The sequence below is a fragment of the Bacteroides graminisolvens DSM 19988 = JCM 15093 genome, assembly GCF_000428125.1.
Taxonomy (GTDB): domain Bacteria; phylum Bacteroidota; class Bacteroidia; order Bacteroidales; family Bacteroidaceae; genus Bacteroides; species Bacteroides graminisolvens.
Window position 1 is genome coordinate 16,048 of the sequence record NZ_ATZI01000007.1, and the last position, 26,343, is coordinate 42,390.

The window sequence follows — 26,343 nt, forward strand, 5'->3', positions numbered from 1 at the left end:
TACTTTTAGTTTATTTCTATGCTCTAAATGAAACTGCAAACCTTTGTTTGAACATCAAGATAATCTCGGTGAACTCTTAATCTTATCTTCACATAAATGACTATTCTATCCCTAAAAGGAATTTATGGAATCAAAGAATAGTCAGCGGATGATTGGTGAAGCTATCCGCAAAATAGCATTGGGGCGTAGCATTGAGCGAGTGAACATGTCAGAGAGTGGTACGGGAGGTGTTGGTACGGCACGCATGATACACGGTTATGTCGCCAAGATACACGAAGATGGAGAACTGTGTGGCACGATTGACGTGAGGGAGTTTCCGGATGAAACTGCTAGTAGCGAACCGATCACCCATCAGGGCGTATTGCTCGCCGGGGTGAAAGATAACTCCGGTGGTTTTTTGATTATTCCAACGCTTTTTTCGGATGTAACCATTGTAACCGATGCCGCTACAAAATATGCCTATGTGCTGAATTTCTCTCATGCCGATTTTATCCAACTGCTTTCTCACAAGGAGACGGTTGTCGGCGTGGCCGAAACCGAGGAGTTAGATCCCCAAAGCAACGACTCACCCGACTACGATGAGTTAGAGAAGACAGGCAATGAAACTTCGACCAAGTACACGGTGGAGGAGATTAAGACCATAGCCAAGAATAAGAACGACAAACAGGCAGAAATCACAGTAACACCGGAATCCATTGCTCAAAAGGTTGATAAATCCCAGGTTAATCAGTTGGCAGATAAGATAGAGCAAAAGGTAAACAGTACTACGGTAGTAGTGGCGGACAACAAAGTAACTATCGGGGATGAGCAAGCAACCGAACCGCTGGTCCTTGGAAATGAGCTTGCACAGTTAATGCTCGAATTTATCACTGAGTGCAGTAAGATTATGACTCCCACACTGATGGGAACCATGCCGGCCATCAACTGCCCGAACTTTCCTTCACTTGCTTCTAAAATCCAGAAGTTTCTGTCTAAAACCGCCTACACGAAATGAGTATCGCACTACTTCCAGACATCGGGAACTTAGACCCAAATAGTCTGTGCTATGCTATATATAGCCAGCTATACCATAATTTCTTTAATGCTCAGGATAAGAAAAGTCCTGAAAACCCATACGGCATTGAAGAGGGGGACAATACATCACTTCGTCTTCGTAATACCGCTTACGGATTTGCCGAAGCGATAGCGGGAGCTGTCGCCGGAGAAGGTGATGGTACAGATGGCGGTGTACTGCTTGGCTATCTGAAAAAGACAGGCGGCGACATGACCGGAACCCTCCGGGCTAACTATGGTTTTGAGGCAGGGATGGGAAATGTACGGCTACTGGAAACTTATCGTGAGATTGCCGATGACGGTGTAACGCCTGTTTATGGCTTACAAGTTTATGGTGATATTCGTATCGGTGGCAGTAACCTTTATATCGGTGGCAAACAGTTATTGAGATATACGCCATCTGACGGAACAGCTTACCTTGAAAACTCGTTGTTGTCTTTTGGCTCATCGACTCTGCTTAGTCGGGGTGAGATGGTTTTCGGAGAGAGTAAAGCAAAAGGCGTTGTTATTTCAGGTACGGCTGTTTATGTTCAGGGCAAAGAGGTATATCATGCCGGTAATGCCAATCTCTCAACCGTTCGCTGGTCGATGAAAGATGCTGCGGTTGAGGGTGAGTTGAAGGTTAAGGGTAAGACCACTCTATCTGATGAGCTCTCTGCCATCTATGGGGTAAAACTGGGCTTTGCCGGTAAAGAGATTCTTTCAGTTGTAGCCGATGGTGCTCTATTGGAAGGTTTCTTGAACATTGCCACCAACTGTGGAGTGAAGATTGGTAGCTCTCCCGTATTGATTCGGGCAAATGAAACCGATGTTGCTTTGTCATGTGACTATGGCAACTTGCTCCTGGGAAGCGAACGTACACAGAAGATAAAACTCTTTGCCGGTCTATGGGATATTGATGGGGATAATATGCTTATTACCAAATATGGTGGTGCTTACTTCCCCGACTCGCTGAGGGTTGCCCATAACTACGGTGCGGATCTACTTTCCACTTATCGGGTGAGTGATGGGGACGAAGGAGTAATTCTGCATAAAAAGTTACGATTTGCTTTTGCAGATGGTGTGAGTCTAAGCGGAAATCGCAGGGAGCTTATCTTCAGCAAGCAGTCTCATCAGGCAACGATGGGTTTTAGGGAATCCTCTTCGGTCTATCAATTGCCGGAATCCGGCTCCATCTCCTTGTACATCGACACGAATAGTGATTTTATCACTTTTGACAAACCGGTAGAATCCAAAAAACACCTCGGCATCGACGGTTCATTCACCAGACTAACCGATAAGCACCTATACTTTTCCAGCGAGCATTACCTGATGTCTGCGACAGATGGCATAAAGCATTTCGGAAACGCCTACTTTATTGACAGCTTGGGTTCGGAACGATTTTCATCCGGTTTCGCTGGTTATGGGTGGGCTGTATTAAAGAATCTGACAACAGGTAGTAGCGCTGCTACTTTCGATGAATTGACCATTCGCAAGAAGATGCGGATTTACGAGTTGGAAGTACAGAAAAACAGTGCCACCAATGGTTCACTCTGGGTGAGCGATAGTTGCAGTGGCGACAGCGTCGTGAAAGTTAGCTGATAGACATATCCTAATGAATAGTCAACTGAAAATAGTTATTTTAAAAACCATAAGAAGTTATACTATCTATCAGTTTTTTGACAATATCTTTCAATTCTACTGGTTCGATTATTTGTCCTTTGTCCGCAAATGAAAGATACCACCGTGCAAAAAGTTCGAGAGAAAAGGTGTGATAATGGCAAATCGCATAATCGTCGTACTCGGTCTCTTCTACAAGTCTATGGTAACGATTCCCTCTGGCGAGATACATAGCTTCTTTTTCTATTTTGATAGTTACTTTGTACACGATATCCTCGGCATACATTTTTCCAAGCAGTGATTTGAGCGATGGGTGTTTGTGTGTATAAGGCTCTTCGGTCTGCGATACCGAAATGATACGGGTGAGTTTGAACGTGCGATAATCATCTCTCAGACAACACCATGCCAATAGATACCATTGATTGTTCATAAAATAGAGCCCCACAGGTTCTACACGGCGAGATGATTTCTCTTTGGTATATCCAGCCCGGTAATCCATCAATACACTCTTTCTATTGCGAATACTCTGTAACAACGGAGATAGAATATGTGAACACCCTTTGTAGACAATCGCGTCCGTATGTTTTAATACACCGACATTCTCCTCAAAGTTCTCCAACGCATCGCGTTCGGCAACCCTCAGTGCTGTGCGTATTTTATCCATTCCCGATTTATAGATAAGATAGGTACTCTCATCCGACTGTTCACTGAGCAGACGTTCAGCCATAAGAAACGAAAACGCCTCATCCTCTGTAAACATCAACGGAGGAAGCCGGTATCCGTCAACAAGGGAATAACCTACATTGGGAATGGCAGTAATGGGAACGCCGGACTGTTCGAGAATACGCAAATCCCGATAGATAGTCCTCAAACTTACACCGTACTCATCGGCAATCCGAGACGCAGTGATGAACTTACGGCTCTGTAACTTGATCAATATGCCGGAAAGTCTCTCTATTTTATTCATTCATATCACATTAACAACAATACAAAGGTAATAAAAGAGTATGAAAGTACATAGGCTCTCATACTCTTTTGATTCAATTACTTTTGCATAATGTTCCAATAGATTCCGTAGCGGTCGATAACCATTCCGTAGAGAGGAGTCCACGCCGCAGGAGCCAAAGGCATAATAACATTACCACTCTCAGACAGGGTCTCAAATACTCGTTGTATCTCCGCTTTATCCAACAGGGTGATATCCATCATTACGTTATTTCCTTGAGTTGGTGTCTGACCCGGCATTTGGTCGCAGCAATAAATGGTGTTTTCACCGAATTGCAGACAACCATTCAATATTCGCTTTTGGTCTTCAGGTTTTAATTTTTCCGAGCTGCAACAACTGTTTTCCATATCCGAAAAACGGATTAGGCTGATAATTTCACCATTTAGTGCTACGCTGTAAAATTTTAGTGCCTCTTCGCTTTGACCGTCAAATGTAAAGTGGGGTGTAAGTTTCATTTTTTTGATTTTTAAAGTTTATACTTGTCTTGTAATCACGATGCAAAATTACATCGGTCAACTGACAGCAGTGTGTCAGCAATTCTTTGGCATTCATTTTTTTTAGTGGAAAGTACAAATACAATCTTTAAAAAGAATAATCGCAATAATCTTAAAATCTATTTTCATCCGTTATTCGTATTGGTACATAGAGACATTACATCTTGCTCTAAAGATAAACCATATCATCAATTTCTTGCTATTCTCTATATAGAACAACTTAGAGAATGGCATTATACAGTTACTCAAAATACAAAATACTCATTGACCCCGAATCAAAAAAGACTCAGGGATTACAAGTTGGTGATGTGGTACGCCGTCAGTACTTCGACAATCCCAACCTGATTTATTCGTTGATGATTGTACTTGAAACGGGTAGCGATATTGTCAGGGAGAAAGAGTCCCCCTATTTTATCGGAGCGTTAGTTGAGGGCGATGAACCTCAGCAGGGAGAACTACTCGACTTTGTACGTGTTACCAATCTTTTCAATAGCAATCGAAGTGGTGCGCTTTACCTGACCGCATCCGATTCGGAATCGCCTTATATGGATGTAATTGACGGTATGGCGACTGAGCATTCACTGTACCTTCAAGAAAAGCCTAAACGCATCACAGCCGGGAAATCGTTTAAATTCCCTGTCAACGGCACGGTTAGAAATCCCGAACGAATGGTCATTGCTTACAAAGTCAGAGCATCGAAAGCTCAGGCAGATGTGCCCCTCGCTTTTGGTTATACCGACGGCAGTGAAGAGGATGGCACAGACATGGTGGATATCTCAACCGACTGGCAATACAAGCTATCCCTTATCACGATTGATTATCCTGGGCAATATCCCCGTCAACTAACCATTGCTCCGGAGCTAACTGGTGATGACTGGTGCGAGATTTCAGATTTGAATATTGTTCGATTGTCGAGAATCGCCACCTTCGCAGATTCGACCAAAGCACGTATCGGCAAGATTACAGGGATCATTGACCCGGTGTTCGGCTTATTGGAGGGCTATGGGGCTTACTTTCAAAACCTATACGCTACCCGCAATGTGAACATTGCAGGAACATTAACAGCAGGTGATGAAAACGGATTCGCCTCTACTTTTTATGTGGGTAAGATTCACAAGAACGTGATTGCTAATTCAATTGGCGCACAGTTCTCTGGGGGAATAGTTGTGCAAGAGGTTGCTCCGGCAGGAATTGGCGATGTCGTTTGTACGGGTGGAGATACAGAACTATGTGTACAATCCTCTGCCTGGCGCATGGAACGTATCGGTAAACGATATACCTTTTCGATATGGGTAAAGGGAACGGAAGGAAGGATTGCTTTCTATCAAGACGAGCACTATATCCAAGATGTTGAAATAGATATTGCAGGAGAGTGGCGGCGTTATAAGGTCTCATTTGTCGTTCAAGACTCCCGGCAAGAGGCAATGTATATCCGATTCAAAACATCTCTTACAAATCTGCTCTTGACCGCTCCCCAACTCGAAAGTGGCAATAACGCTTCACAATACCAACCCACCGATGAACATTTGTCCTATGTAGAGGACTATGGAGCGTGGTTCAACAAAGGCGGTATAGGTGGTACCATTCAAAATCCGCTATTAAGGTTGAACGAGGATGGCTCTATCAGCTCCCGCAACGGTTCATTTATCATCAAGCCGGATGGTACGGGGTATTTTGCCGGAGGGAAATTCAAATGGACACTGGACGATATTGAACTGACAGATATCACTATTCGTTGGGGAGAACTGGACGATGAGGCCAAAGACCAGATACTGTCCCAAGCCAAACCATCAAATATTCGTGCGTTTGTTTCATCGAATTTATCCACCACACAGATATATGATAAAGAAACTCGCACATGGATGCCAAACTGGGCTCATACAAACCTGATATTGACCCCTTCACTTTTTATTAGCAACTATGGAGACAGTGACTTGATTGGTCAGCTCGCTGATCCGGCGACACAGCGTCCCGGCATTAAGTTGGGCTCTGCGTCGTGGAATAAAAACGGGAAACAAATCATATCGGGAACAGACAGTTGCTGGATTGGTGATACGACAGCTAAATACAACTTAACCATTAAAGCTAATCACATCGGCCAACACGCTCCCTATATGCGGTATGGTTTTCAAGCCATTTGGATCGACAGTAGTGGTAATGAGACTACTATTGCTGCCGACATCCAATTCTCACAGCTAACCAATCCGGGTGCAAGGGTGATGGCGTTGGCTTATGCGCCGGACGGCAATATCTTCAAAAATGGAGAATCGAAAAACTTAACGGCACGATGCGACCTGTGGCGAGGAGCACAGATAGACAGCACTAATGCAGAGTATCGTTGGGGTGTGCGTGATGAGTCTGTGTTTGCCAACGTTCAAATGGCGGCTCCTGTCAGCAAGGGCTCCTATACAATCAGTTTACGCTCGGTTGCCAATATGGTGCCGGGAGGCGTATTGTATTTGATTGGTGCAAACAAGCATATTATCCAATCGATAGATGAACTGACAAAGACAGTTACCCTAACCACCCCCTTAACACGGGATTATGTAACTAACTCTATTGTTACAACCCCTCTATATGACGCTCAACTTGGCCCCGGTTGGGCGGTTCTTAGTGAGACTTACCCACAGGGTGTTATTGCCGGATGGAGAACCTATGAGATTACTATAACGCCCAATGCCGTGCGTAATTTTGAGACCTTTAAGTGTGCCATCAAGGACACGGATACGACCATCGGTAACAGTTATGCCGGGCAGATCGTGTTTGATACTATCACCTTTACCGATATGACTGACCCCTTTGTGGTGGATATTGTCGGAACGAAAGGGTTTGTGATTAAGAACGGAGAGAATGATATTGAAGCTAAAGCACTGGTTTATCGCTCCGGCAAGGAAACAGATACCACCGGAACGGGATTCCATTATAGCTGGAAACTCTTTGACCCGGAAGGCATACAAGTTATTCACAATTATCAGGGAAAACAGATCCAAGTTCCTAAAACAGACATTGACACTCGTGGAGCTCTTGTCTGTGAAATTTATCAAGGGTTGAACCTGATAGCACGGGGACAAATCTCCATCGTGGAACTTTATGACGGAGAGGATGCCTACTCTGTGCAGATATTTACCAGTGACGGCAATCATTTTATCAATGGGAATATCTCAACGACATTAACAGCCAATGTCTATAAAGGAGCAAAAGAAATAACCGAAACCATTCCCGATAACCTATTCTGCTGGAAGAGAACATCACTCAATGCGGATGGCGATGCCGTTTGGAATGAACAGCACACCGGCATCGGTCGCCATCTGACGATTTCGGATGAAGATATTTTCCGCAGGGCGATGTTCACTTGTGAAGTGACTATCAATTAAAACTTTAGAAATATGGCAGTAATATCGAGAGGTCAGATTACCATTGTGGATCTTAACGATGGCAAATCCATCAACCTATATCTGGGCAGTAATGTAGCAACTACCCAGATTTTCAACAAAGAAAACTCAAGCTATGTTCCCAACTGGACGGCATCGCCCTTTTTGGTTATTACCCCGGAGGTGTATGTTACGGGAGTGGGTACCAATCAGGTTTCAAGACTTAAAGGTGTTCCGGTTTGGAAGATAAACGGTTCAACGACAATCGCTACTTTTGGGGCTACAGCAGCCACGATAGCTCCTTATGCGCTGACTATTAAAAACAACATGACTTCGGTGGGTCAGTTGCAGGTGGAGTGTGAGGTGATCTATGTAGACCCTGACACGACCGCAGAAACCAAGGCGAAAGCAAATATTACTTACACCAAAACGACCAATGCCGGACAACTCATCTGTGCAATCGCTTATGCTCCCAACGGAACGGTGTTCAAGAACGGTGATATAACGACTCTTAAAGCACACTGTGATATGTGGAGAGGGTCGGTTATTGACAATACTAACGTGACTTATAAATGGTACAAATTAGGTAGTGGCGCATGGACAGAAATAACCTCAGCAAATGCTGGTGGCATTACTGGATTTACTACCAATGAGATAGCCATACCGGAAGCGGCAGTATTGAACTTCGAATCGTTCAAGTGTGAAATCAAAGACACGGACGCGGCATCCGGCACTTACAATACGACCGTAAGTGATATTCTTTCGTTTGCCGACATGTCCGACCCGTATCAGGTAGAAATCATCGCCCCGGCAGGTACGACACTGACAAGCGGTTTGACTTCAACGAATTTGACCGTTAATTGTTGGCAAAATGGAGCTCTACTGCCTGATTCATTCTTTACGGGGGCTACTTGTACCTGGCGTAAGTTTAATAAACTTGGTGTACAAGATACCGCTTGGGGAACCGCCGGAGTCAAGACGGGTCGCTCATTGACTGTTACCCGTGACGAGGTTTCTGTTGCGGCTACATTTACTGTTGAAATCAGCAAGTAATGGCGGTAGTAGCGAGAGGACAAATAACCATCCGGATAGTTACCGACACCTATGCAGTTTATCAATCCATTGATAAGGCTGCCATTTCGTGTGACCATACTGGAAAGGTTCTCAGTACACTTACTGTTCATTCTGTCCTGTCTGTCCGATGTGGTGAAGCTCCGGTCACAGACTTTAGCATTGGAGCCATTGCTACACCTACCGGATTTTATTCCATCACGGTTAACCAGAGCACTAAAACCGTTTCCTTTACCATCTCTGGAAGCAATACGACACTTGCCGACACCGGAACGATTAGCATTCCTGTTATTATAAACGGACAAACGCTCAACGCTTCTTTTGGTTGGTACAAAGTAAAGTCGGGTGCTCCGGGAACACCCGGTACCGACAGTAACCAGCTTGATTGGGTAGCGGATTGGAACAGCGGAAAGACTGTGATCGATGCACAAAGCGTGATAACCCCCAAGATATTTGCAGGAACGAAGAATGCGAACGGTACTCTTACCGGTATGGCAATCGGTAAGTTTGTACTTAGCACCCAAAATGCAGCAGGAACGATAGCCAAAGAGACGGTAAACGGTATCTATGGTTTCAACAACGGAAAGAAGACCTTTGAAATTAATGCGACTGGCAATGTTCAGTTAGGTAATGGCAACGAGTTTATCAAGTACAATGCCGCAACCGGAAAGGTGGAGTTTGGTTCTGCGGTTGCTTTAGCATGGGTTGGGGCTACCTATATTGATGCGAGTGGAATATTTACAGGTACGTTGTCTGCAAATACGGTGAATGTGGTCAAGATTAATGCCTCTCAAATAACGGCAGGTACTATTGATGCTGCCCGAATCAACGTTGATGCACTTAAGGCAACGTTGATTACAGCAGGGAACATAGAGGCTTTGACTTTGAATGTAACCAAAGGGAAAATTGGCGGTTGGTCGCTGGATGCGGATTCCATTTTTCGAGGAACGAAAAACAACACATCAGGAGGACTGACGGCAGCTTCCGGTTCTATTACCATTGGCTCAAACGGAATCCGAGGATTGAAATGGCGGTTGGATGCAACAGGAGCCGGAGCGATAGCGGGTAGTCATATTACATGGGATACTGCGGGAAATATTACATTCTCCTCTTCCGTTTCTCTATTATGGACCAATGCGGCGGCTAATGCTGCCAACAGTGGAAAATTGTATGTACGGGGTACAGGGTTCAGTCATGCTGCTTCCCGTAAAGTGGTGCTGAATGGTACGACGGTTAATGAGACCAGTGCCAGAGGGCTAACATTGATTGTTATTGCCCGTGATACATTGGTTGCGAATTCTACTGTGAACTATGATGTTTATGGCAGTGAAGCGAACTGTGATACATTGGCAACAGCACTTAATGCACTGGGCAACGATAAAATTGTCATTTTGACTTCCTATGATGCCATCCGTATAAACGCAACACTGAATACAGCGATTCAACGTTGTGGTGGAAGTGACAGGATAGTTACCGACGAACGCATCCCTTTTGCTTTTATCGGTATTCCGGGAATCGGGAAAAACAACGGACTCTTTTCCATGTATGGTTTGGGCGCATCCGAACCTTACGCGGAACTATCTACAATTGTAATAAATGGCGTTCCGCAAGGAATTTCTATTAATGGCCAGCGTAACACGTTTATCAATGGGAATGGTATTTATACCGGAACACTTAATGCCAGTCAAATCACCGCAGGGACGATTGACACCGCCCGGCTGAATGTCGATGCGTTAAAAGCTACTCTGATTACCGCTGGAAATATCAATGCCCTTACCCTTACTGTAAATAAAGGAACTATCGGTGGCTGGACTATTAATTCCACATCTATCTCCGGCGGTCAAATTATTTTGGATAAGGCAAACAACCGTATTGCTGTTTATGGGGCATCATCGAGTCCGACCAGTGGAAATCGAGTACAAATATACCACAATAGCAATACCGATTTTGGGCTTTTCGCCACAGATACAGCAGGAAACACGGTTGTACAGTTGGGATATGTAAATCGCATTGCCGGTTGGACTATCAATGGCACACAAATTTACAAGAATAGTGTTTATCTCGGTGCTGACGGTTCGATTACCAACGGTACAAAATGGAAGTTGAACAATGATGGTTCGGGACAGGTTGCCAGTGGTAATATCGCTTGGGATGCCATCGGAAATGTCACATTTGGAGCATCCGTATCATTGCAATGGAAAAACGACATTGCAAACGCTCAAAAGGCAAACTTCGGCTATCCGTATTACCAGTCCATCGTGATTAACGGAGATGCCAATACCTATTATCCTGTCATTATCAAAGGTGGTGACCAGAACTTTAAACGAGAAATCGTAGTACGAAGAACATACAGCGAGCAAGCACCTGACTCATGGAATACAGCCACTCATAAAGGAGGTATTGTATTGCATCTGAAAACTAATTTTGGTGGATGGGGAGGAATTGAGTACTCGTGGGATATTTACGAGTTGTCGGAAACCTATTGCCGAATGTTTGCCGGTGCATTGCATTGTGGAAACAGTTGTATGTTCGCCATCTTTTTACGTGGCGGTGGTGCGACCGGAGCCAAGTATCATCTCTATTCAGATTTGCCTTTGGTCAGTTCGGAATTCAGCCCGTCTCCTATACCCGCAAGTCCGCAAATAGCCTACAATTCCGATTTGATGTTTCAAAGTGGCAGTACAACCGTGAATGCTCCTGCTCCTCGTACCTTGACTGTTGCTGTTGAGGAAGAGATTCGCAGGCGTAGATTTATCGGTCTGGCACAAGGCAATGATTCCACTTTATCCGCTCATCCGCTAACCTATATCAGTTCGACAGGCATCTATACGGGAACGCTGACTGCCAATCAAGTCAATGCGGTCGTTATCAATGCTTCAAGCATCACAACCGGAGTATTGAGTGCCGACCGTATTGCTGCCGGTAGTATCAATGCGACTAAACTGGATGCTGATAGTATCAGAGCCAATATCATCAATGTTGGTTACATAAATGGACTTAGTTGCACTTTTACCAAAGGAACTATTGGCGGCTTTACAATTGGAAGCGACCATATATCAACGGGAGGTATAGGAGGCGTAGGTACTATGCCGGTGCAAATAAGAACCGCTGCAAATGGTAGCGGATATTGGTACACTGGGGCATATAAGCCTGTGGGTATTTCTTTATTATGGCATCAGTCATCGAACGCAGGGCACATTGTGATTGGTCAGATAGCAGCTACCGGCAATACGGTTAAAACAGGATTTATGGGCATTCAAATGATGGCCTGGGACAATACTGAATACTTTTGTCTATCAACCAACTACTCCCGTTCCGGTAGTAAGGAGGTGTATAACCGTATTGCGGGTTGGGCTTTCGACAATGCGAATATTTGGAAAAATAGTGTTTATCTGGGTTCAGATGGCAGTGTTTACAACGGGACGAAATGGAGATTAAATAACGATGGTTCCGGACGATTGGCAAATGGCAATATCGTTTGGGATGCAGCCGGAAACGTTACGTTCGGCTCTTCCGTTTCCTTGAATTGGACAAATGCCGCCACCAATGCCCTAAACTCTGCCAAGAGCTATGCTGATACCAAGAAAGCAGAAGCCATTAGTAGTGCGGCCACAGATGCAACAAACAAAGCCAATGCCGCAAAAGAATTGGCATCTGCAATGGCTTACGGAAAGATGCTGTTCCGCGATCCGACATTCTTTGATGGTAATAACAGTACAAATGTCTACAATAATTTAGGCAATGGAACAGTGGCTGTTACCCGTGCCTATGACAGTACAGCCCCCAATGACAGCAAGTACCTGCTGAGGATTGTCAATACGGGTAGTGCATCTCCCGGATGCGGTGGCTTTCATTTTGGTCATGCTTGTTCCTATCGTAAAATTTTCATTACCCGAATCATTGCCAAAATCCCTACTGGACGAACAATTCAGTGGGCTTCCAATGCTATCGGTGATGGAGGTTGGAGTAAATGGCTTACTTCAAATGCAGGTACGGGAGACTGGTGTGAGTATGTGTATAAAGTAGTTTGTGGAACGGGAAACTTCTCCAGTACTAACTTCTTCTATATCGAAGGATCTGCAACACTAACATGGTATGTGGCTTATGCAACCGTGTTTGATGTAACTTCCACAGAGAAGTATACGACTACGATAGATTCCAATGGTATCTACACAGGGACATTGAGTGCCAACCAGATTACTGCCGGTACTATCAGTGCGGATCGTATTGCTGTCGGGAGCATCAACTCATCCAAATTAGATGCTGCCAGCATTAAAGCTAATATTATCAATGCGGGGTATATCAATGGCCTTAGCTGCACCTTTGATAAAGGAACAATCGGAGGGTGGTATATCAACTCTTATCAAATTTACAAAAATAGCGTGGCACTTTCCTCGGACGGTTCTATAATCAATGGTAGCCGCTGGCGGCTAAATAATGATGGTTCCGGACAACTGGCCAATGGAAACATATCATGGGACACAAAGGGGAATGTAACAGCTAAAGGTGCTGTATTCAATAATGTCCGTATTCAGGGTAGCGTGCGAAATAAGTTCGTATTAAACGACTCTTCGATTTGGATTGGCGGTGATACAGCAACACAGGAAAACTTTAATAACTACGACAACATTGTAGCCATTCGTGGTTCCTGGGATGAAAATATCTCTTTGCCGTGGTCTTTGGAACAGAGTGGACGTAGGGTTACACTGGTGAATTATAAATGGGGAGGTAATACCACGGTAGGATATATGACGATCTATGCCCCATCGGGAAAATATTTTTTTGAGGATGGCATACAGAAGACTTCCATCACTTTTTCACGGGAAATGGTTGAATTATTAGGCTATGGAGATAATGCAACTTTCTTTGGCTGGATTGTAATCAACAGGCGTGATGTAATGTGCAGTGGTAAGTATGGAAGTTATTTGCAGTGTCTGGCATCAGGTATCGCCACGGTTTCGGGCACCAGCGTTTCTCTTAAGCAGAAAACTTTTGATGGCACCAGAATGTCGATCAGTCGAACCGGAACAGGACGTTATACGGTTTATCTGCCTTGGGGGTTAAATAGTAACTACTTTGTTCAGATGACCGGATATTATACCGGTACACCCATTTACGCTACCATAATGGGTATATATAGTTCTTATTTCTATGTCCAAACACAAGATGATTCCAGTGCCAATGAAGGGTCGTTTTGTTTTCAGGTGTTTAGTACAGCCGATTGGTCTTAAAACTGATAAACTTTTGTCTTTGGATTATTCTATTCTACATGAAATAAAAGCAAATTATGAATATTACAAGCACAGTCCTAACAAAAACAGCGGAAGAGACTACCGCCAATGCCAGTTACCTCATAGAATATGTAACGGTCAACGATGTATTAACCCGTATCAATGCCAATGTTCAGGCAACAATGCTTGACGGAGTGGAAAAGTATAATGCGGGGTATATCACTTTTGAAAATGGAAACGTGTTCTGCAATCTGAATGGTCAGGCGAAAGTTTCTTTATTCTTCCTTGACTTCGAGCGATTTGTCGAAAAAATCAAGGAAAATGCAGGGGAAATGCAGCAACCTGAAAACTATGCCGACAGATAAGGGCTATACTACCTAAGTAAACTAAATCAAAAAGTATATGGAACTATCAATTAAAGACCGGTTGTACATTCCGGCATTTCTCCCCAAAGAGGGAAACTTCAAGCAGTTCAACCTAAAAAAGGAGATTCTGAAAAAGATTGAGATCAGTGATACTGAACGAGATGAAGTCAATCTGCGTGAGAACGAAGAAACCAAACGCATTGAATGGGACATCGAGAAAGAAACGCCCCTTCATGTCGATTTTTCCACCGATGAGATGGAATATCTTAAGATGATTTGTGAGAAAGTATCGGATGAACAGTTTCCGGATGACATGTGGATTTCCATTTCTAAGATATATGATTCAATAGCCGTAAATTAAACTATTCTGCCCGGTTCACTCTATTCTGCAAGAGAGTGAATGTTGCCGTTCACTTTCAAAAAAGGTGGGCGGTTTTTTATTACGCAACTATGGCAAGACAAGATATACAGATAGATACGAATTTTGGAGAGCTGGAAACAGCGGAGAATATTGTTGGCAAAAGCTACTACGATTTTGTATTGCTGGGGCGCGTCGATGGGTTGGATAACGATAATTTCTGCTATGGCGAGATTCTGATTCCCAAAGGCTTTGAAAAACGGGTCAAAGATGGGTTTCAAGTCCATATCCGTTTGCCCTATAAGCCACTGAACAAAGAGTTACAGGTGCGATTGCGGATGGATGTAGAGAACTCACAGCCGGAATATATTCTCAATCAAACGACCAATCGACCGTGGTATCGTGTGGTGTTGCCCGATAACAATATGATTCGGGTTGCCCAGTACCGGACACTCGGCAGCGAAGAGGTCTATAATTTCACGCTCAAGGAGGGAGTGTTTCAGATTTACAGTGGCCATGAGACCGATCTGCTTATCCAAGCTTCGTTGCCCCAGAATCAAAACTTCCTGCTCAAAGCCACAGCCGGAACACTCTACCAGCATCCACTTACGGGTGTCGGATTGATCGATTTTTTGCATGGTAATTTTGAGAATAGCGGACTGGCCGCCAAGCTGCAAAAAGAGTTTGAAGCGGACAATATGATTGTGGTAAACGCTTATATGAATTCTGAAACGGGAGAACTTTTACTGGAGGTCAAAGAGAAAAATGGGTAAATACATTGTCATACAAGGGCAAAACATCTATGATGTAGCCCTGCATATCTATGGAGCTGTGGAAGGCGTTACCGATTTGTTGGTGAACAATGAATCGGTATCGTTTGATACGGACTTGAAAGCCGGAGACGAGCTTATCTATTCAGATGATTATCAGATTAACAAGGAGGTGACCGCTTATTACAAGATGCACGGTATCACTCCGGCATCCGGAGAGCAGCATGTCTATCCGAAGGTGTTTTCGCTACCTAAAACGGTAGAGATCTATACATCCGCTAAAGAGGTTGGAGTCGAGTTTTCGGTTTCAGGTAATGGAAAAATCGAACTGGATTGGGGGGATAACTCCGAGGTTCAAACCATCACGTTGTCGGATAAGATAACTGTATTTAGTCATTTGTTCGATTCTACTATCGGGAATAAACGACACGTTTCAATGTATATGCAAGGGCATATCAATCAGCTTGATATTAGCGGATTGCGACCAATTGAACTGTATATATTAAAATCCATTCCGATTGAACGCTTTGTATTGAATAACGCTACTCTGTCAATTGATTCTCTACCGATGCTGGAAACTGCCTTTGGTGTGTCGCTCGATGGATTGAAAACAAACGACCTGACCCCACTCTTGGAGTTGAAAAACCTGATGTCACTCTCACTGACGCAAACCATCTATCGCCAGCCTACCATAGATGCCTACCTGATTGGATTAGTCCGGCAGCATGATAACCGTCGTAATTGTAAGGTGGTGATGACGGCCCGACCATCGGGAGAATATCGAGAACCGACCAGAGACAGCAACAGTCACTATCGCATCACTTCGGGTATGGAAGCCGTCTGGGTACTGACCCACGAGCCTGCATGGAACGAAGGTGGTATATGGGAATTTATCATTAATGAAACGACTTATAAATATGAGCAGAACCATTAAACAAATATACGAGAAGGCTATCAAGGAACGCAATAAACGCCTTGAGCTATCAGAGTTTGACAGTGACTCAAAGCTGTCTGTTCTAAACGGTATTACCTGGACTTTCGCTGCGGTAGTATTTAGCTTTGAAAGCATACTGGATGTCTTTGCCATTGACATTTCAAATGTAATCAACAATCGGATAAACGGTACGCCTACTTACTATATCAATGCCCTTATGCAGTATCAAAAGGGTGATGAACTGATGGTCAGGGAAGATGGCTTGGCGTTTGGTTATGCAGATATAGACGAAACCAAACAGATTATTACTCAGGCTTCGTACATGGAAAGTTCCAGTGATGTGAATTTGGATAATAAGCTGATATTAAAGGTGGCAACCGGAGAAAAGGGCAAGCTAAAAAGTATTCCACAGGAAGAGTTGATAATGATACAGGCATATATCAACAAGATAAAGTTTGCCGGAACGAGAATCGAAATAGCCAGTCAGGAGGGCGATGTACTGATACCCAGAGTATCGGTTTACCATGACGGTGCAGTGATGGAATCTGAGGTGTACGACCGCATTGAGGAGAAGTTGAACGAGTATATGATGAACATCAAGTTTGACTCTACCATCTATGTATCAGACATTATCGCTGCGATCCGTGGAGCGGAGCACGTGACGGATGTACACATCGATACGGACACGATCCCTACACAGGGAATTTTTATTGCCCCCTATGATTCGGACGGACATATCACACCTACCCGCAAAGTGGGCCGAATGACGCATACTTCATCCGGTTACTTGAAACAATCCGGTGGCAGCGGCGAAGAAAAAGAGATTCCGAACTTTCGTCAGGCTATCAAATTAATACTCGATGCAGGCAATGAGATATAAACTACCTACAGACAAACTCATCAACCGCTTAGTGCCCTATTATCTGAGTGGACGGCGGTACATTCTATTACTGCAAAGCTGGGTATGGCCGCTTCGGGTGCTGAACGACTGGTTCATGGGCTTTGCCCGTGAGAAACATATCGAAGCCCGGATGACTTCACAGGTAATGTACTTCGAGTGGTTTCTCAATTATAAATTCAGCAGGTATTTTGCCGATTCAACAGATCGAATTATCATTACCGAAAGCACTCCACTCGGTGTGGATATTTATCGGGAGAATGCCGTTAACAGCCGACCATTTACTGTCTGGAAGGAAAACGAACATGTAGCGACCGCCAACCCGTTGGAAGAGCCGCGCGAGTTTTATCAGATTGCTGAGGAACGAGCCATAAACAAAGTGAGTTTTATCGTGAATGTCCCCACGATTACCATTTCCACGAAAGAGTTTGTCTATATGCTCTCTTTTGGGGTAAACACCTATAAGGTTGCAGGTAAAACCTATCTGATTAAAATTGAAGGAGAAGAGATTAAGCCTACTAACAACATACATTTATGAAAGAATACATCGCAGAGACCGGAGGGCGTTATACCTACTCCGATGACATATTGAATTTGCAGGAACTTGCTCTGAGCATGACCGCCATTTTTGGCGAGTGTCCGGCATTTATTGTTTCCGGCTGTCAGATCGAAGGAACTGTTATAGCTCCAGGTTATGTCTGGCTGGGTGGAAAGGTTCGCTATTTTGAGGGAGCTAAAAACGCTGCATTTCCATACTTTATCTACGAGAAGAATAGTAATGAGTCTGTCGTTTATGCCAATGAGGTTAATAAACGAGGCCGCTCATGTTATCTATGTACAGGAGGGACTACTGTTCCGCAGATTACAGATCCTGTAACGGGATTTCCCCCTGTCTTTTTGGAGATTACCAAAGAATTTGCGCCCCGTCTGATTGATAAATTTTTCGGGCGTTATGCGCTACTGTTGGATTCTCCATCGCAACGGCAGCGGGTCAAAAAAGACGTAACCTTTGCGGGGGAAGTGTTAGTCGAGAAAGGTCTAAAATCATCCAAGGATGTATCGGTTCAATCCGCTGACGGGCGTAGCTTGCGTGGTCGAATCAAAGAGTCGGGAGCCACAACACTGGGGGCTTATCTGGGTGAGTTGTTAACCGCTGAGGTGGTAATAGATACAGATGGCTCTTTCCTGTTTATGAAAGGTGTGACTGAAATTGCCAAGCTGAGTGAAAGCGGGTTTATCTGTAATCATATCAACCTCAAGACGAGTCGCGTCGGCTCTGTGTACATCTACCAAACACATCTCATTAATATAGCGGATGATACGGACAATGGCTCTGTGAATATCAACCATGTCGGATTTAATCAGGGGACAAGCCGTTTTCGCAACTTCAATGTGTGGGACGGCAAAAGTTGTTCAGTACCACTATTCTCTGTCGAAGGAAAAACCAAAACCACGACCGTAAACGGAACATTCAAAGTTTGTGGCAATGGTCTGAGTGCTGTTTTGAAAAACACCTCGTTTGCCAAGGGAGATCCAGAACTGACAGCGTACTTTGAGTGGCAAGACCGGGATGGAGTATCGATAGCCTCTCTGGGGTATCTCTCTACCACCAATAATGATTTTACATTGGAAAACCTGTTCGGCAATCTGGTATTTACTTCTAAAGGGCATATTAATCTGAATGGTGAAGTCAAATTGAAGGGTGCGGATATTTATTCGGTATTTGTCACCCAAAAGAGCTTTACTGATGAATTGGCAAAGAAGGTGTCGGTAGTTACAGGCAAACAACTATCCACCGAAGATTTTACTTCCACTTACAAGAAAAAGCTCGATGCTATTTCGGGCGGTTCGATTAGTGGCGGTGGTGAAGGATATGTCACGGCTGACGATGTAGTTAAGGCACTTAAAGACAAGGCGGGGGTTGGTAATAACCTGAACGACCTTTTGGATAAAGGGGTTGCCCGAACGAATCTGTCTGTCTATTCCAAAAACGAGACGGACGAGAAATATCTTACAATTAACGGCAAATTGACAGAACTGGTCAATCTCTCTGCTGATGAGATTAACGGTATGTCACCAGAACAAGCTGCCGCCAAGAAAGCGGAGAAGCAAGCTGCGGTGCGGGGTGTAATCGATGCGGAGAAGACAGGCATCGGTGAACTGAAACTGACAAAAACAGCCAACCTCTCTGACCTTGCCAGTATGATTCAGGCACGAAAGAATCTTTGTGTTTATTCAACTGAGGAGATAGACGAAATGATGGCCGGGAAGCTCGGCAATGATGGTGCCTATCAGGGAGTGATATTTACCGATACGCTGAAAAAGAAGCTCGACGGTATTAAGACTGGGAACTTTGCATTTGTTGATAACTTCGGAGTGTCACAATCGCAAGTAGAAGGCTACGCTATGATTTCTGATATAGTGAAGGAATTAAAAAAATATGCTCCACGTCTGTTGGATGGTTATAACTCATCGGACAGAGACTCTGTAGCCACCAATATCGGAGTCTACACCAAGACAGCCGCAGATGGCAAGTTCGCAGCATTAGACCAACTCTTTCAGGATTATATTACTTATCTGGTTAAGAGTGGTAAAACCACCGCTCAGGCGCAACAGATGATGCGTGAGAAGTTTGATGTATTTTCTAAAAAAGAGGTTACGGACACTTATTTGACCAAAGATGGAAAACTTTCTGACTTGTCTTTGCCGAATGTTGATGCGAAAAAATTGGCTTGTCGCAATCTGGGGGCCGCTTATGCCGAGGAGTATCAGACCAAACTGATTGATACAGGTTGGTTGCAGATGAACAATTCCGGCGGTGGAACCGACACACGACAATTTTATGTGCGCCAAATTGGGAATGTGGTTTCTATACAAGGAATCATTAATACGGCGAAACGTGACGGTAGTAACCAAGGTGGTGTCATGGCTGTTATTCCCAACCAAATACAACCTCCCAAGTATGGGCTTCGGACGACTATTGCGGACTGGAATGATGATACGAAGTATAATCGTGGCTGTACTTTTATCATTCGAGGTAATTCACGTACCGTTCAGATATATGAGAGCGGCATGTATAATGTGTCTACTGAGATTAATTTCACCTATTTCGTTTAATAACAACTAATATGAAGAGAGTAAACATTCAATCAGACGTGGAGAGCAGGCGCAATATCGCCACAGCAATCCCAAATGCTCTGGTTACTAAACCGGAAATAGTAACAGAATCAAGAAATACCCAAGAAGATGGCAAAACCGAAGAAGTTCAAGGGGGCGAGAATCACGCTCCCACCCAAACCGAGTCCGACACCCCGTCGAAAAGAGGACGGAAGACCAAAGGGGACACTGAAAAAGTATAAGTTCGAGCAGACAAGATTGGGCTTTATGCTCAAGTATGAAGTTCCGGCAGTCTATGAAATAATTATGCGAATGACTCCCAAGGCTACTTATCCTGAACCTCGGGTGCGTACCATCGAAGTAGTTTGTCGGGCTTCGGATGATTCTGCGCTGAAAAAGCCCAAATTTTTCCGCTATTTGGAGGAATATCGAAAAAAAGGTATCTGCTGTAATCGACCTAAAAGATTGACAGCGGAGAGAGCGGTTTTTTATACTGCAATGCGTGAGAAAAAGCTCAATCAGTATATCCAGAGAAATAGCGATAAAGTACAGAAAATGAGAGTGGAAATGAAACAAAAAAGTAAAAAAAGTCATTGTGGTGACGAGTAAGTTTTGTACATTTGCACATCATCGGTCGAAAATGTGCCGATAGTTTTATTCTGACTGAGGCGCATGGTCGCCGAGAGAATCAAGGGAGCTCTCCCCGATTTCCTCCCATAATATAAACTGATTGTTAGTTGAGACGGACGGTGCAACCGAACTCGCCTGTCGTTTTGATTAGATTGCTTCGGGCAGTTTAATTTTTACACTATTGCAATCATGCAAGAATTCAATGAGGAAAAAGACCAACCCATGATGTCGGTCGAAGAGATGTTTTTAGCATCGCAAGAAAGTTATGAAGAGGCGCAAACCCGTGCCCTCGAAGAAAACAAGTCTTTTGCCAAGGCTGAGTTTTTCAGGATGGATAAGTTAGGTGTTTATCGCCTGCGTATCCTGCCTATCGCTCCGAATCGCGACGGAACGAATGATCGTCGCAGCTACGAGTATCCGGTTCGTCAACTGTTGATGGAACTGGAAAAACCGGCTACCGGTAATGGCAAGGTTACATCCATGTATGTGACAGTTCCCCGCACCACTGATGCGGGATTCACTGTTGACCTGATTGACACCTATCGTAAACTGGCGGTTGCCGAGGCCCAGAACCGGGGTGATGAGAAACTGGCAGAGAAGATTGGCGGTGGTTCATTTGGTGGTGGACTGAAGTTTAACTATGGACACGTGATGTATATCCTTGACCTGAACGAACGTGCCAAAGGTTTTCAGCTACTTACCCTTTCACACGCACAGTTTAAAGAACTTGACGAACGTAAGTTCAAGTTGTGGCAAAAGAAATTGGCAAAGTCTCCGGGCTTTCCATGTCCGATCTCATCGGTGTATAACGCTTATCCGGTAGAGATTGAAAAGAAGAAAAACGGTTCCAAAACCGAGTATTCGATTGAGATTGACAACGAATCAGAGAATGAAGTGTTGACCGGTGAAGAATTAACTAAACTGATGGCGGCAACCCGTATTCCTGAAATCATTTACCGTTATTCACGCTATCAGTACGAAGCTACCCTTGAGTATTTGAAGCAATGTGATGCCAAATACGGCATGTCAATTCTGGGTGATAGGGATATGCAGGAGGCTATCGAAACATTAGGCTCCGAGATTCCGAAGGAAGACACCAGCTCGTTCTCATTTGACAAACGCACCAAGGATGCCAAAGAGAACGCCTCGAACGGTACAGGTCTGCTGTTAGACGATCTTTTCAATCGCTACGATGAGTTACAAGACAAAGGACTTTCTGATAAGACCGAAGAGGGACAAGAACTCAGAGGGCTGATCCGTCAGTTTATTGAGCAGGAAAAACTATCTGTGCGTATCACCCGTTCTACTACCAACAAGGAACTGCTTGACCTGATTGAAGAGGCTTTGGAGACTGATCCCCAAGCAGAAGCCGAACAGGTTCCTACGCCTGAGCCGGAACCGGAGCTGGCAGCAGAACCGGCACAAGAATCAACTGAACGTCGCCGCCGTAGATAAGCGGATAATTCCAGATTATTTATTCACAAGTTTTGGAGAAGGCAGCCTTAAACTGCCTTTTCCATCACTCTTATACGCTTATTATGGCAGATAAAAGTTATCCGTACCTGCTTTTAATGAATGATTTGCACATTGGGAAGGAGAATATTCCCGAATTTGTGGCAAACTGGAATGAGGCACTATCAATATGTGAGAAATTAGATGTTAGGGAGATCGCCATTGGTGGAGATTTGTTTCTCTCGCGTGCTTCTCAAACTCTCGATATACTACTGGCTATACACGACTGCCTATTAACAGCCGCTGAAAACAACATCCGTGTGGTCTTGGCAAATGGCAACCATTGTAAAGTAAATCAAGAAGCAGTTCGGGGATATTGCCACGTTTTTGACCAACATCCAAATGTATTAGTAGCAGACAACTACGTTACCCTGCCCATTGGTGACGGGCAATATGCTTTACTGCACATCATCCCTTACTTTCCCGAAGATGGCAACTTCTCAGAAAAACTGGCTGAGGTAAAACAGAACGGTATTGACCCGGAGAAAAAGAATTTTCTCTATCTCCACGAGGGTATTAACGGCGCATTGTCTCAGCCCAGTGAGAAGGAGCTTCCGGCAAATATCTTTGATGAGTTTGAGCGTGTCTTTGTTGGGCATTACCACAATCGCTGTGTTATTCCTAAAACTCGAATTGAATACATCGGCAGTAGCCGTCAGCATAATTTTGGTGAGGATGAAGAGAAGGGATATACCGTATTGTATAGTGACGGCACCCACGAATTTATCCAGAACCGGGCTAATGTTCGATATAAAGTTATCGACATCGAAGCCGACAAGGTGGATATTCACTTGACAGATTTGCTGGACGAACTGAAAGAAACCGGGCGTTATCGTACCAAAGTAAGAGTTCACTCCACTTCTGCCAAAGCATCAGGTATCGACAAGGCAAAACTATTGGAAGCCGGAGCTTCGAAAGTGGAAATCATCACCGAAGAGCCGGAACAGGTGGATGTAGCCGCCTCGTCTTTGTTTGAGAAATTCGATAGCCATAAGATTCGCGAGACTTACACTGCGTTTTGTCGTGAGAAGGAGATTGAGGATGTGGAATTGGGATTGTCTTACCTTTCAAAAATCAGCTAACCATGTGGAAACTAAATAGAATTACAACACAGAATCTCTGTGCGTTTAAGGAATTGGATTACACGCTGACGCAAGGTGTAACCACGCTTATTTTCGGAGATAACCGGGATAACGAAAGCCAACGCTCGAACGGTTCCGGCAAGTCAGCACTTTTGGAGTGCATCGCTATCGGCATTACCGGCTCACCCCTTCGAAAAATAAAGAATGAGGAGATTATCAACGATGTAGCCGATGAATGCTATGTGTCGTTGGAGTTTGCCAATAGTTCGTCAAACGAAGTGTTTACCATTGAAAGATCCCTCTATCGCAAAGGGGCTTCAGGGGTTCGTTGTGTCATTGAAAGAGATGGTAAAACAGTCACTACTGACGAGGCAGTACAGCATTCAGTAGATGCCTACAACAAGTATATACTCGAAAAACTGGGTATTACCCGTGATGAACTCTTTAACAACTTTATCCTATCAAAACACCGCTACGAGGATTTCCTTTCGAGTTCCGACAAGGAGAAGAAAGAGATTATCAACCGTTTTTCAAATGGTATCGTAGTCGATGAAGCCATAGCTAAGATTACCGAGGATATTGCCCCCATTGAAAAGGAGCTGCACGAAGTGGATCTGGAACTGGCCGGAGTGGACGGGCGAATCAAGATGCTTGTTGAGCAGATAGAGCAGGAAGAAAACTTCAAGGAAGAGCGTGCTAAAAGCAAAGTTGAGAAGATTGCCGCCATTGAGAAAAGCATATCCGATAAACGGGAATTGCTCCGAGGCATGGGTGTCCAAATTGACGCTATTTCAGATGTGCTTCTTACTCTCGACACAACTGACAAGGAGATTCAGCTACTTGAAGATAGTGAAGAATCGTTGAAAATCTGTTTGAATGGCATTGAGGTGGTGCTTAAACCGTTCGGCAAGCTAACCGACTGGAATAGCGTTCTGCAAACAAAGACGAATGAATTATCACTGGCTGAGACTGAACAAGCGGCTCTTTCGGATGAGATTATTACTATCGGTGGTGAAGTTGAAAAGCAGACACATAAATGTGCCGAGATAAAATCTCTACACGCTCAGTTTGTTGTAGATGCCACCACCAAAAGCGAAGGCTATAAAAAACAGCTCGCTGATTTAGAAAAAGAGATGCAAGAGGCAAATAAACTCAGTACCTCACTTTTAGAAAAGAGGCGTGTACATAGTTCTACCATTGAATCACTTAAAAACAAAATTGCTGGAGTTATCACTTGCCCTAAGTGTGCATTTGAATTTGTGGCTTCAGACAAATCGTTCGATGTAGCTCAGGGTGAAGAAGAGTTAGAACTCCTAAAAACGGAGTTAGAAAAGACTACTCAGAAGCGTACTGAGACAGAAAAGACCATTGTCTTTATTGAGCAAGATCAGAAAGATATTCAACAGGCCAGACGCAAACTGAATACCGATAACAGCGAGTGGCTTGCCAAAGTGGATGTGGCGGAAAAGGAGTTGCAAACACTGAATTACAAATTCGAATCCTTGCAACGAAGGAGCCGACAGCTTTCAGACAAACTTGTCTCGATCCAAAATGACATAGAGAATACTCGCCGTAAAATGTTCGACCAAGCGTATGAGATTGTGGATGCTGCGACAACTTCCCGTAAGCGTGAAATTAAGAAGTTGGGAGAAGATATTGCTGCAATGGAAAGTTCTATCGAGACCTTATACATCACTATCGGGGAACTAAACAATGCTTTGCCGGATGAGGTGATTCTCTCTCTCAAAGCATCGCTTAAGACCTATCGTAAAAAGTCGGATGAGGTATTGAAGGAGAAAACGGAAATTGAGACGGAGCTGAGACGACTTCAGGAACAGGAACAACGGTTTATTCAGTTCCGTTCCTACCTCGCTAATACGAAGGTTGAAGCGTTGAGTAAGATTACCAACGAGTTTTTGGAGAGCATCGGCAGTGATTTGAGAATCCTATTTTCTGGATATACCCTGCTTAAAACAGGTAAGATGAGAGAAAAAATCTCTATCTCTATTTTGCGAGATGGCATTGATTGCGGCTCGTTTGGTAAGTTGAGCGCCGGAGAGTCTGCACGCCTGCAACTCGCCTCGATTCTTGCGATGCAGAAGCTGGTTAATAGCAACTGTGATACTGATAAAGGATTGTCGCTTATTGTGTTGGATGAAATTCTTAGTGCGGTTGACGAAGAAGGACTCGCAAAGATGTTTGAGTCATTGAACAAGCTTGGAATAACGGCACTTGTCGTTTCTCATAATCACGTGAGTGAGTCATACGCTCATACTTTAACTATACGCAAAGAGAATGGAGAATCAAGGATTGTGTAAGGAGCAAATACTCGCCATTGACATTGCTACCCAAACGGGATATTACTCTGTTCACGAATCGGGGGCATGGAATTTTTATGAATCCAAAGCCCGAAACGACAACAAGCAGCACAAGGCGTTTCGGGATACGTTGATTGATTTTATAACTAAGCACAGCATCAGGCTGGTAGTAGCCGAAGATGTTAATGTAAACAATCATTTCATTGATATGCGAAAGCTTTCCGAGTTCAGGGGTATTCTCTTAGAGGTGTGTGACACCCTGAACCTTCCGGAGCCTGTATTCTTAAACGTATCAAGTATCAAGAAATTCGGTGCAGGAAACGGCCGAGCGACCAAACTTGATATGATAAACGCCTGTGTTGCCAAATACAACTACCGTCCCCGAACGGACGATGAAGCGGATGCTTTCTGGGTGTTCAAATACTACTGCCACAAGTATCGTGTTTTCTAATGAATTGACCATTGCAAGAAGAGTTTAGATTGATGAATTGATGCGGATTAGCTGACAGATTGAGACGTAGTTTTTTTGTTTCA

The 26,343-nt window shown here is 44.2% G+C and carries 19 protein-coding genes; 17 read left to right on the top strand and 2 right to left on the bottom strand.

Annotated features, from left to right (window positions below):
- Window positions 1–124: 124 nt before the first annotated feature.
- Window positions 125–994, top strand: a complete 870-nt coding sequence (locus C511_RS0107200; protein WP_024996421.1) for a hypothetical protein — start codon at window positions 125–127, stop codon at window positions 992–994.
- Window positions 991–2,634: a hypothetical protein gene (locus tag C511_RS0107205; RefSeq protein WP_024996422.1), complete on the top strand. Its 1,644-nt coding sequence runs from the start codon at window positions 991–993 to the stop codon at window positions 2,632–2,634. The genes C511_RS0107200 and C511_RS0107205 overlap by 4 nt, the downstream gene beginning before the upstream one ends.
- 40 nt (window positions 2,635–2,674) lie before the next feature.
- Here the strand turns inward: C511_RS0107205 and C511_RS0107210 are convergent, their stop codons facing one another.
- A complete protein-coding gene (locus C511_RS0107210; protein ID WP_024996423.1) occupies window positions 2,675–3,619 on the bottom strand; it encodes a helix-turn-helix transcriptional regulator in 945 nt (314 codons plus the stop codon).
- A gap of 77 nt (window positions 3,620–3,696) precedes the next feature.
- Window positions 3,697–4,113 carry a VOC family protein gene (locus C511_RS0107215; RefSeq protein WP_024996424.1) on the bottom strand — a complete coding sequence of 139 codons (417 nt, stop codon included), beginning with the start codon at window positions 4,111–4,113 and terminating at the stop codon, window positions 3,697–3,699.
- A 266-nt stretch (window positions 4,114–4,379) separates the two neighbouring features.
- Here C511_RS0107215 and C511_RS18185 point away from each other — a divergent pair, with 266 nt between their 5' ends.
- The 15 genes from C511_RS18185 to C511_RS0107295 all read left to right on the top strand — a co-directional run bounded on the left by C511_RS18185 (window position 4,380) and on the right by C511_RS0107295 (window position 26,260).
- Window positions 4,380–7,526, top strand: a complete 3,147-nt coding sequence (locus tag C511_RS18185) for a hypothetical protein (protein WP_074434167.1) — start codon at window positions 4,380–4,382, stop codon at window positions 7,524–7,526.
- A gap of 12 nt (window positions 7,527–7,538) precedes the next feature.
- Window positions 7,539–8,576, top strand: coding sequence for a hypothetical protein (locus C511_RS0107230; RefSeq protein ID WP_027317988.1), 1,038 nt, complete (start codon window positions 7,539–7,541; stop codon window positions 8,574–8,576).
- Complete coding sequence (locus tag C511_RS16350; RefSeq protein WP_024996425.1) at window positions 8,576–13,825, top strand: beta strand repeat-containing protein; 5,250 nt, start codon at window positions 8,576–8,578, stop codon at window positions 13,823–13,825. The genes C511_RS0107230 and C511_RS16350 overlap by 1 nt, the downstream gene beginning before the upstream one ends.
- Before the next feature lie 56 nt (window positions 13,826–13,881).
- Window positions 13,882–14,190 (top strand): hypothetical protein, encoded by a 309-nt coding sequence (locus C511_RS16355; protein ID WP_024996426.1) that lies wholly within the window; start codon window positions 13,882–13,884, stop codon window positions 14,188–14,190.
- 37 nt (window positions 14,191–14,227) lie between these two features.
- Window positions 14,228–14,551: a hypothetical protein gene (locus C511_RS0107245; RefSeq protein WP_024996427.1), complete on the top strand. Its 324-nt coding sequence runs from the start codon at window positions 14,228–14,230 to the stop codon at window positions 14,549–14,551.
- Window positions 14,552–14,640: 89 nt separating this feature from the next.
- Window positions 14,641–15,321 carry a hypothetical protein gene (locus C511_RS0107250; RefSeq protein WP_051260477.1) on the top strand — a complete coding sequence of 227 codons (681 nt, stop codon included), beginning with the start codon at window positions 14,641–14,643 and terminating at the stop codon, window positions 15,319–15,321.
- Complete coding sequence (locus C511_RS0107255) at window positions 15,314–16,252, top strand: hypothetical protein (protein ID WP_024996429.1); 939 nt, start codon at window positions 15,314–15,316, stop codon at window positions 16,250–16,252. Before C511_RS0107250 ends, C511_RS0107255 begins: the two co-directional genes overlap by 8 nt.
- Window positions 16,236–17,132 (top strand): hypothetical protein, encoded by an 897-nt coding sequence (locus C511_RS0107260; RefSeq protein WP_024996430.1) that lies wholly within the window; start codon window positions 16,236–16,238, stop codon window positions 17,130–17,132. Before C511_RS0107255 ends, C511_RS0107260 begins: the two co-directional genes overlap by 17 nt.
- The gene (locus C511_RS0107265) at window positions 17,122–17,688 is read left to right on the top strand and encodes a hypothetical protein (RefSeq protein ID WP_024996431.1); all 567 of its coding nucleotides are present in this window, start codon (window positions 17,122–17,124) and stop codon (window positions 17,686–17,688) included. Before C511_RS0107260 ends, C511_RS0107265 begins: the two co-directional genes overlap by 11 nt.
- Window positions 17,685–20,267 (top strand): hypothetical protein, encoded by a 2,583-nt coding sequence (locus C511_RS0107270; protein ID WP_024996432.1) that lies wholly within the window; start codon window positions 17,685–17,687, stop codon window positions 20,265–20,267. The genes C511_RS0107265 and C511_RS0107270 overlap by 4 nt, the downstream gene beginning before the upstream one ends.
- A 129-nt stretch (window positions 20,268–20,396) precedes the next feature.
- Window positions 20,397–20,876 (top strand): hypothetical protein, encoded by a 480-nt coding sequence (locus C511_RS16360; RefSeq protein ID WP_051260478.1) that lies wholly within the window; start codon window positions 20,397–20,399, stop codon window positions 20,874–20,876.
- A gap of 210 nt (window positions 20,877–21,086) precedes the next feature.
- Complete coding sequence (locus C511_RS0107280; RefSeq protein ID WP_027317989.1) at window positions 21,087–22,352, top strand: hypothetical protein; 1,266 nt, start codon at window positions 21,087–21,089, stop codon at window positions 22,350–22,352.
- A gap of 83 nt (window positions 22,353–22,435) precedes the next feature.
- Complete coding sequence (locus C511_RS0107285) at window positions 22,436–23,491, top strand: metallophosphoesterase family protein (RefSeq protein WP_034781877.1); 1,056 nt, start codon at window positions 22,436–22,438, stop codon at window positions 23,489–23,491.
- A gap of 2 nt (window positions 23,492–23,493) precedes the next feature.
- Complete coding sequence (locus C511_RS0107290; RefSeq protein ID WP_027317991.1) at window positions 23,494–25,809, top strand: hypothetical protein; 2,316 nt, start codon at window positions 23,494–23,496, stop codon at window positions 25,807–25,809.
- Complete coding sequence (locus C511_RS0107295) at window positions 25,787–26,260, top strand: crossover junction endodeoxyribonuclease RuvC (protein ID WP_024996433.1); 474 nt, start codon at window positions 25,787–25,789, stop codon at window positions 26,258–26,260. Before C511_RS0107290 ends, C511_RS0107295 begins: the two co-directional genes overlap by 23 nt.
- Window positions 26,261–26,343: the final 83 nt, after the last annotated feature.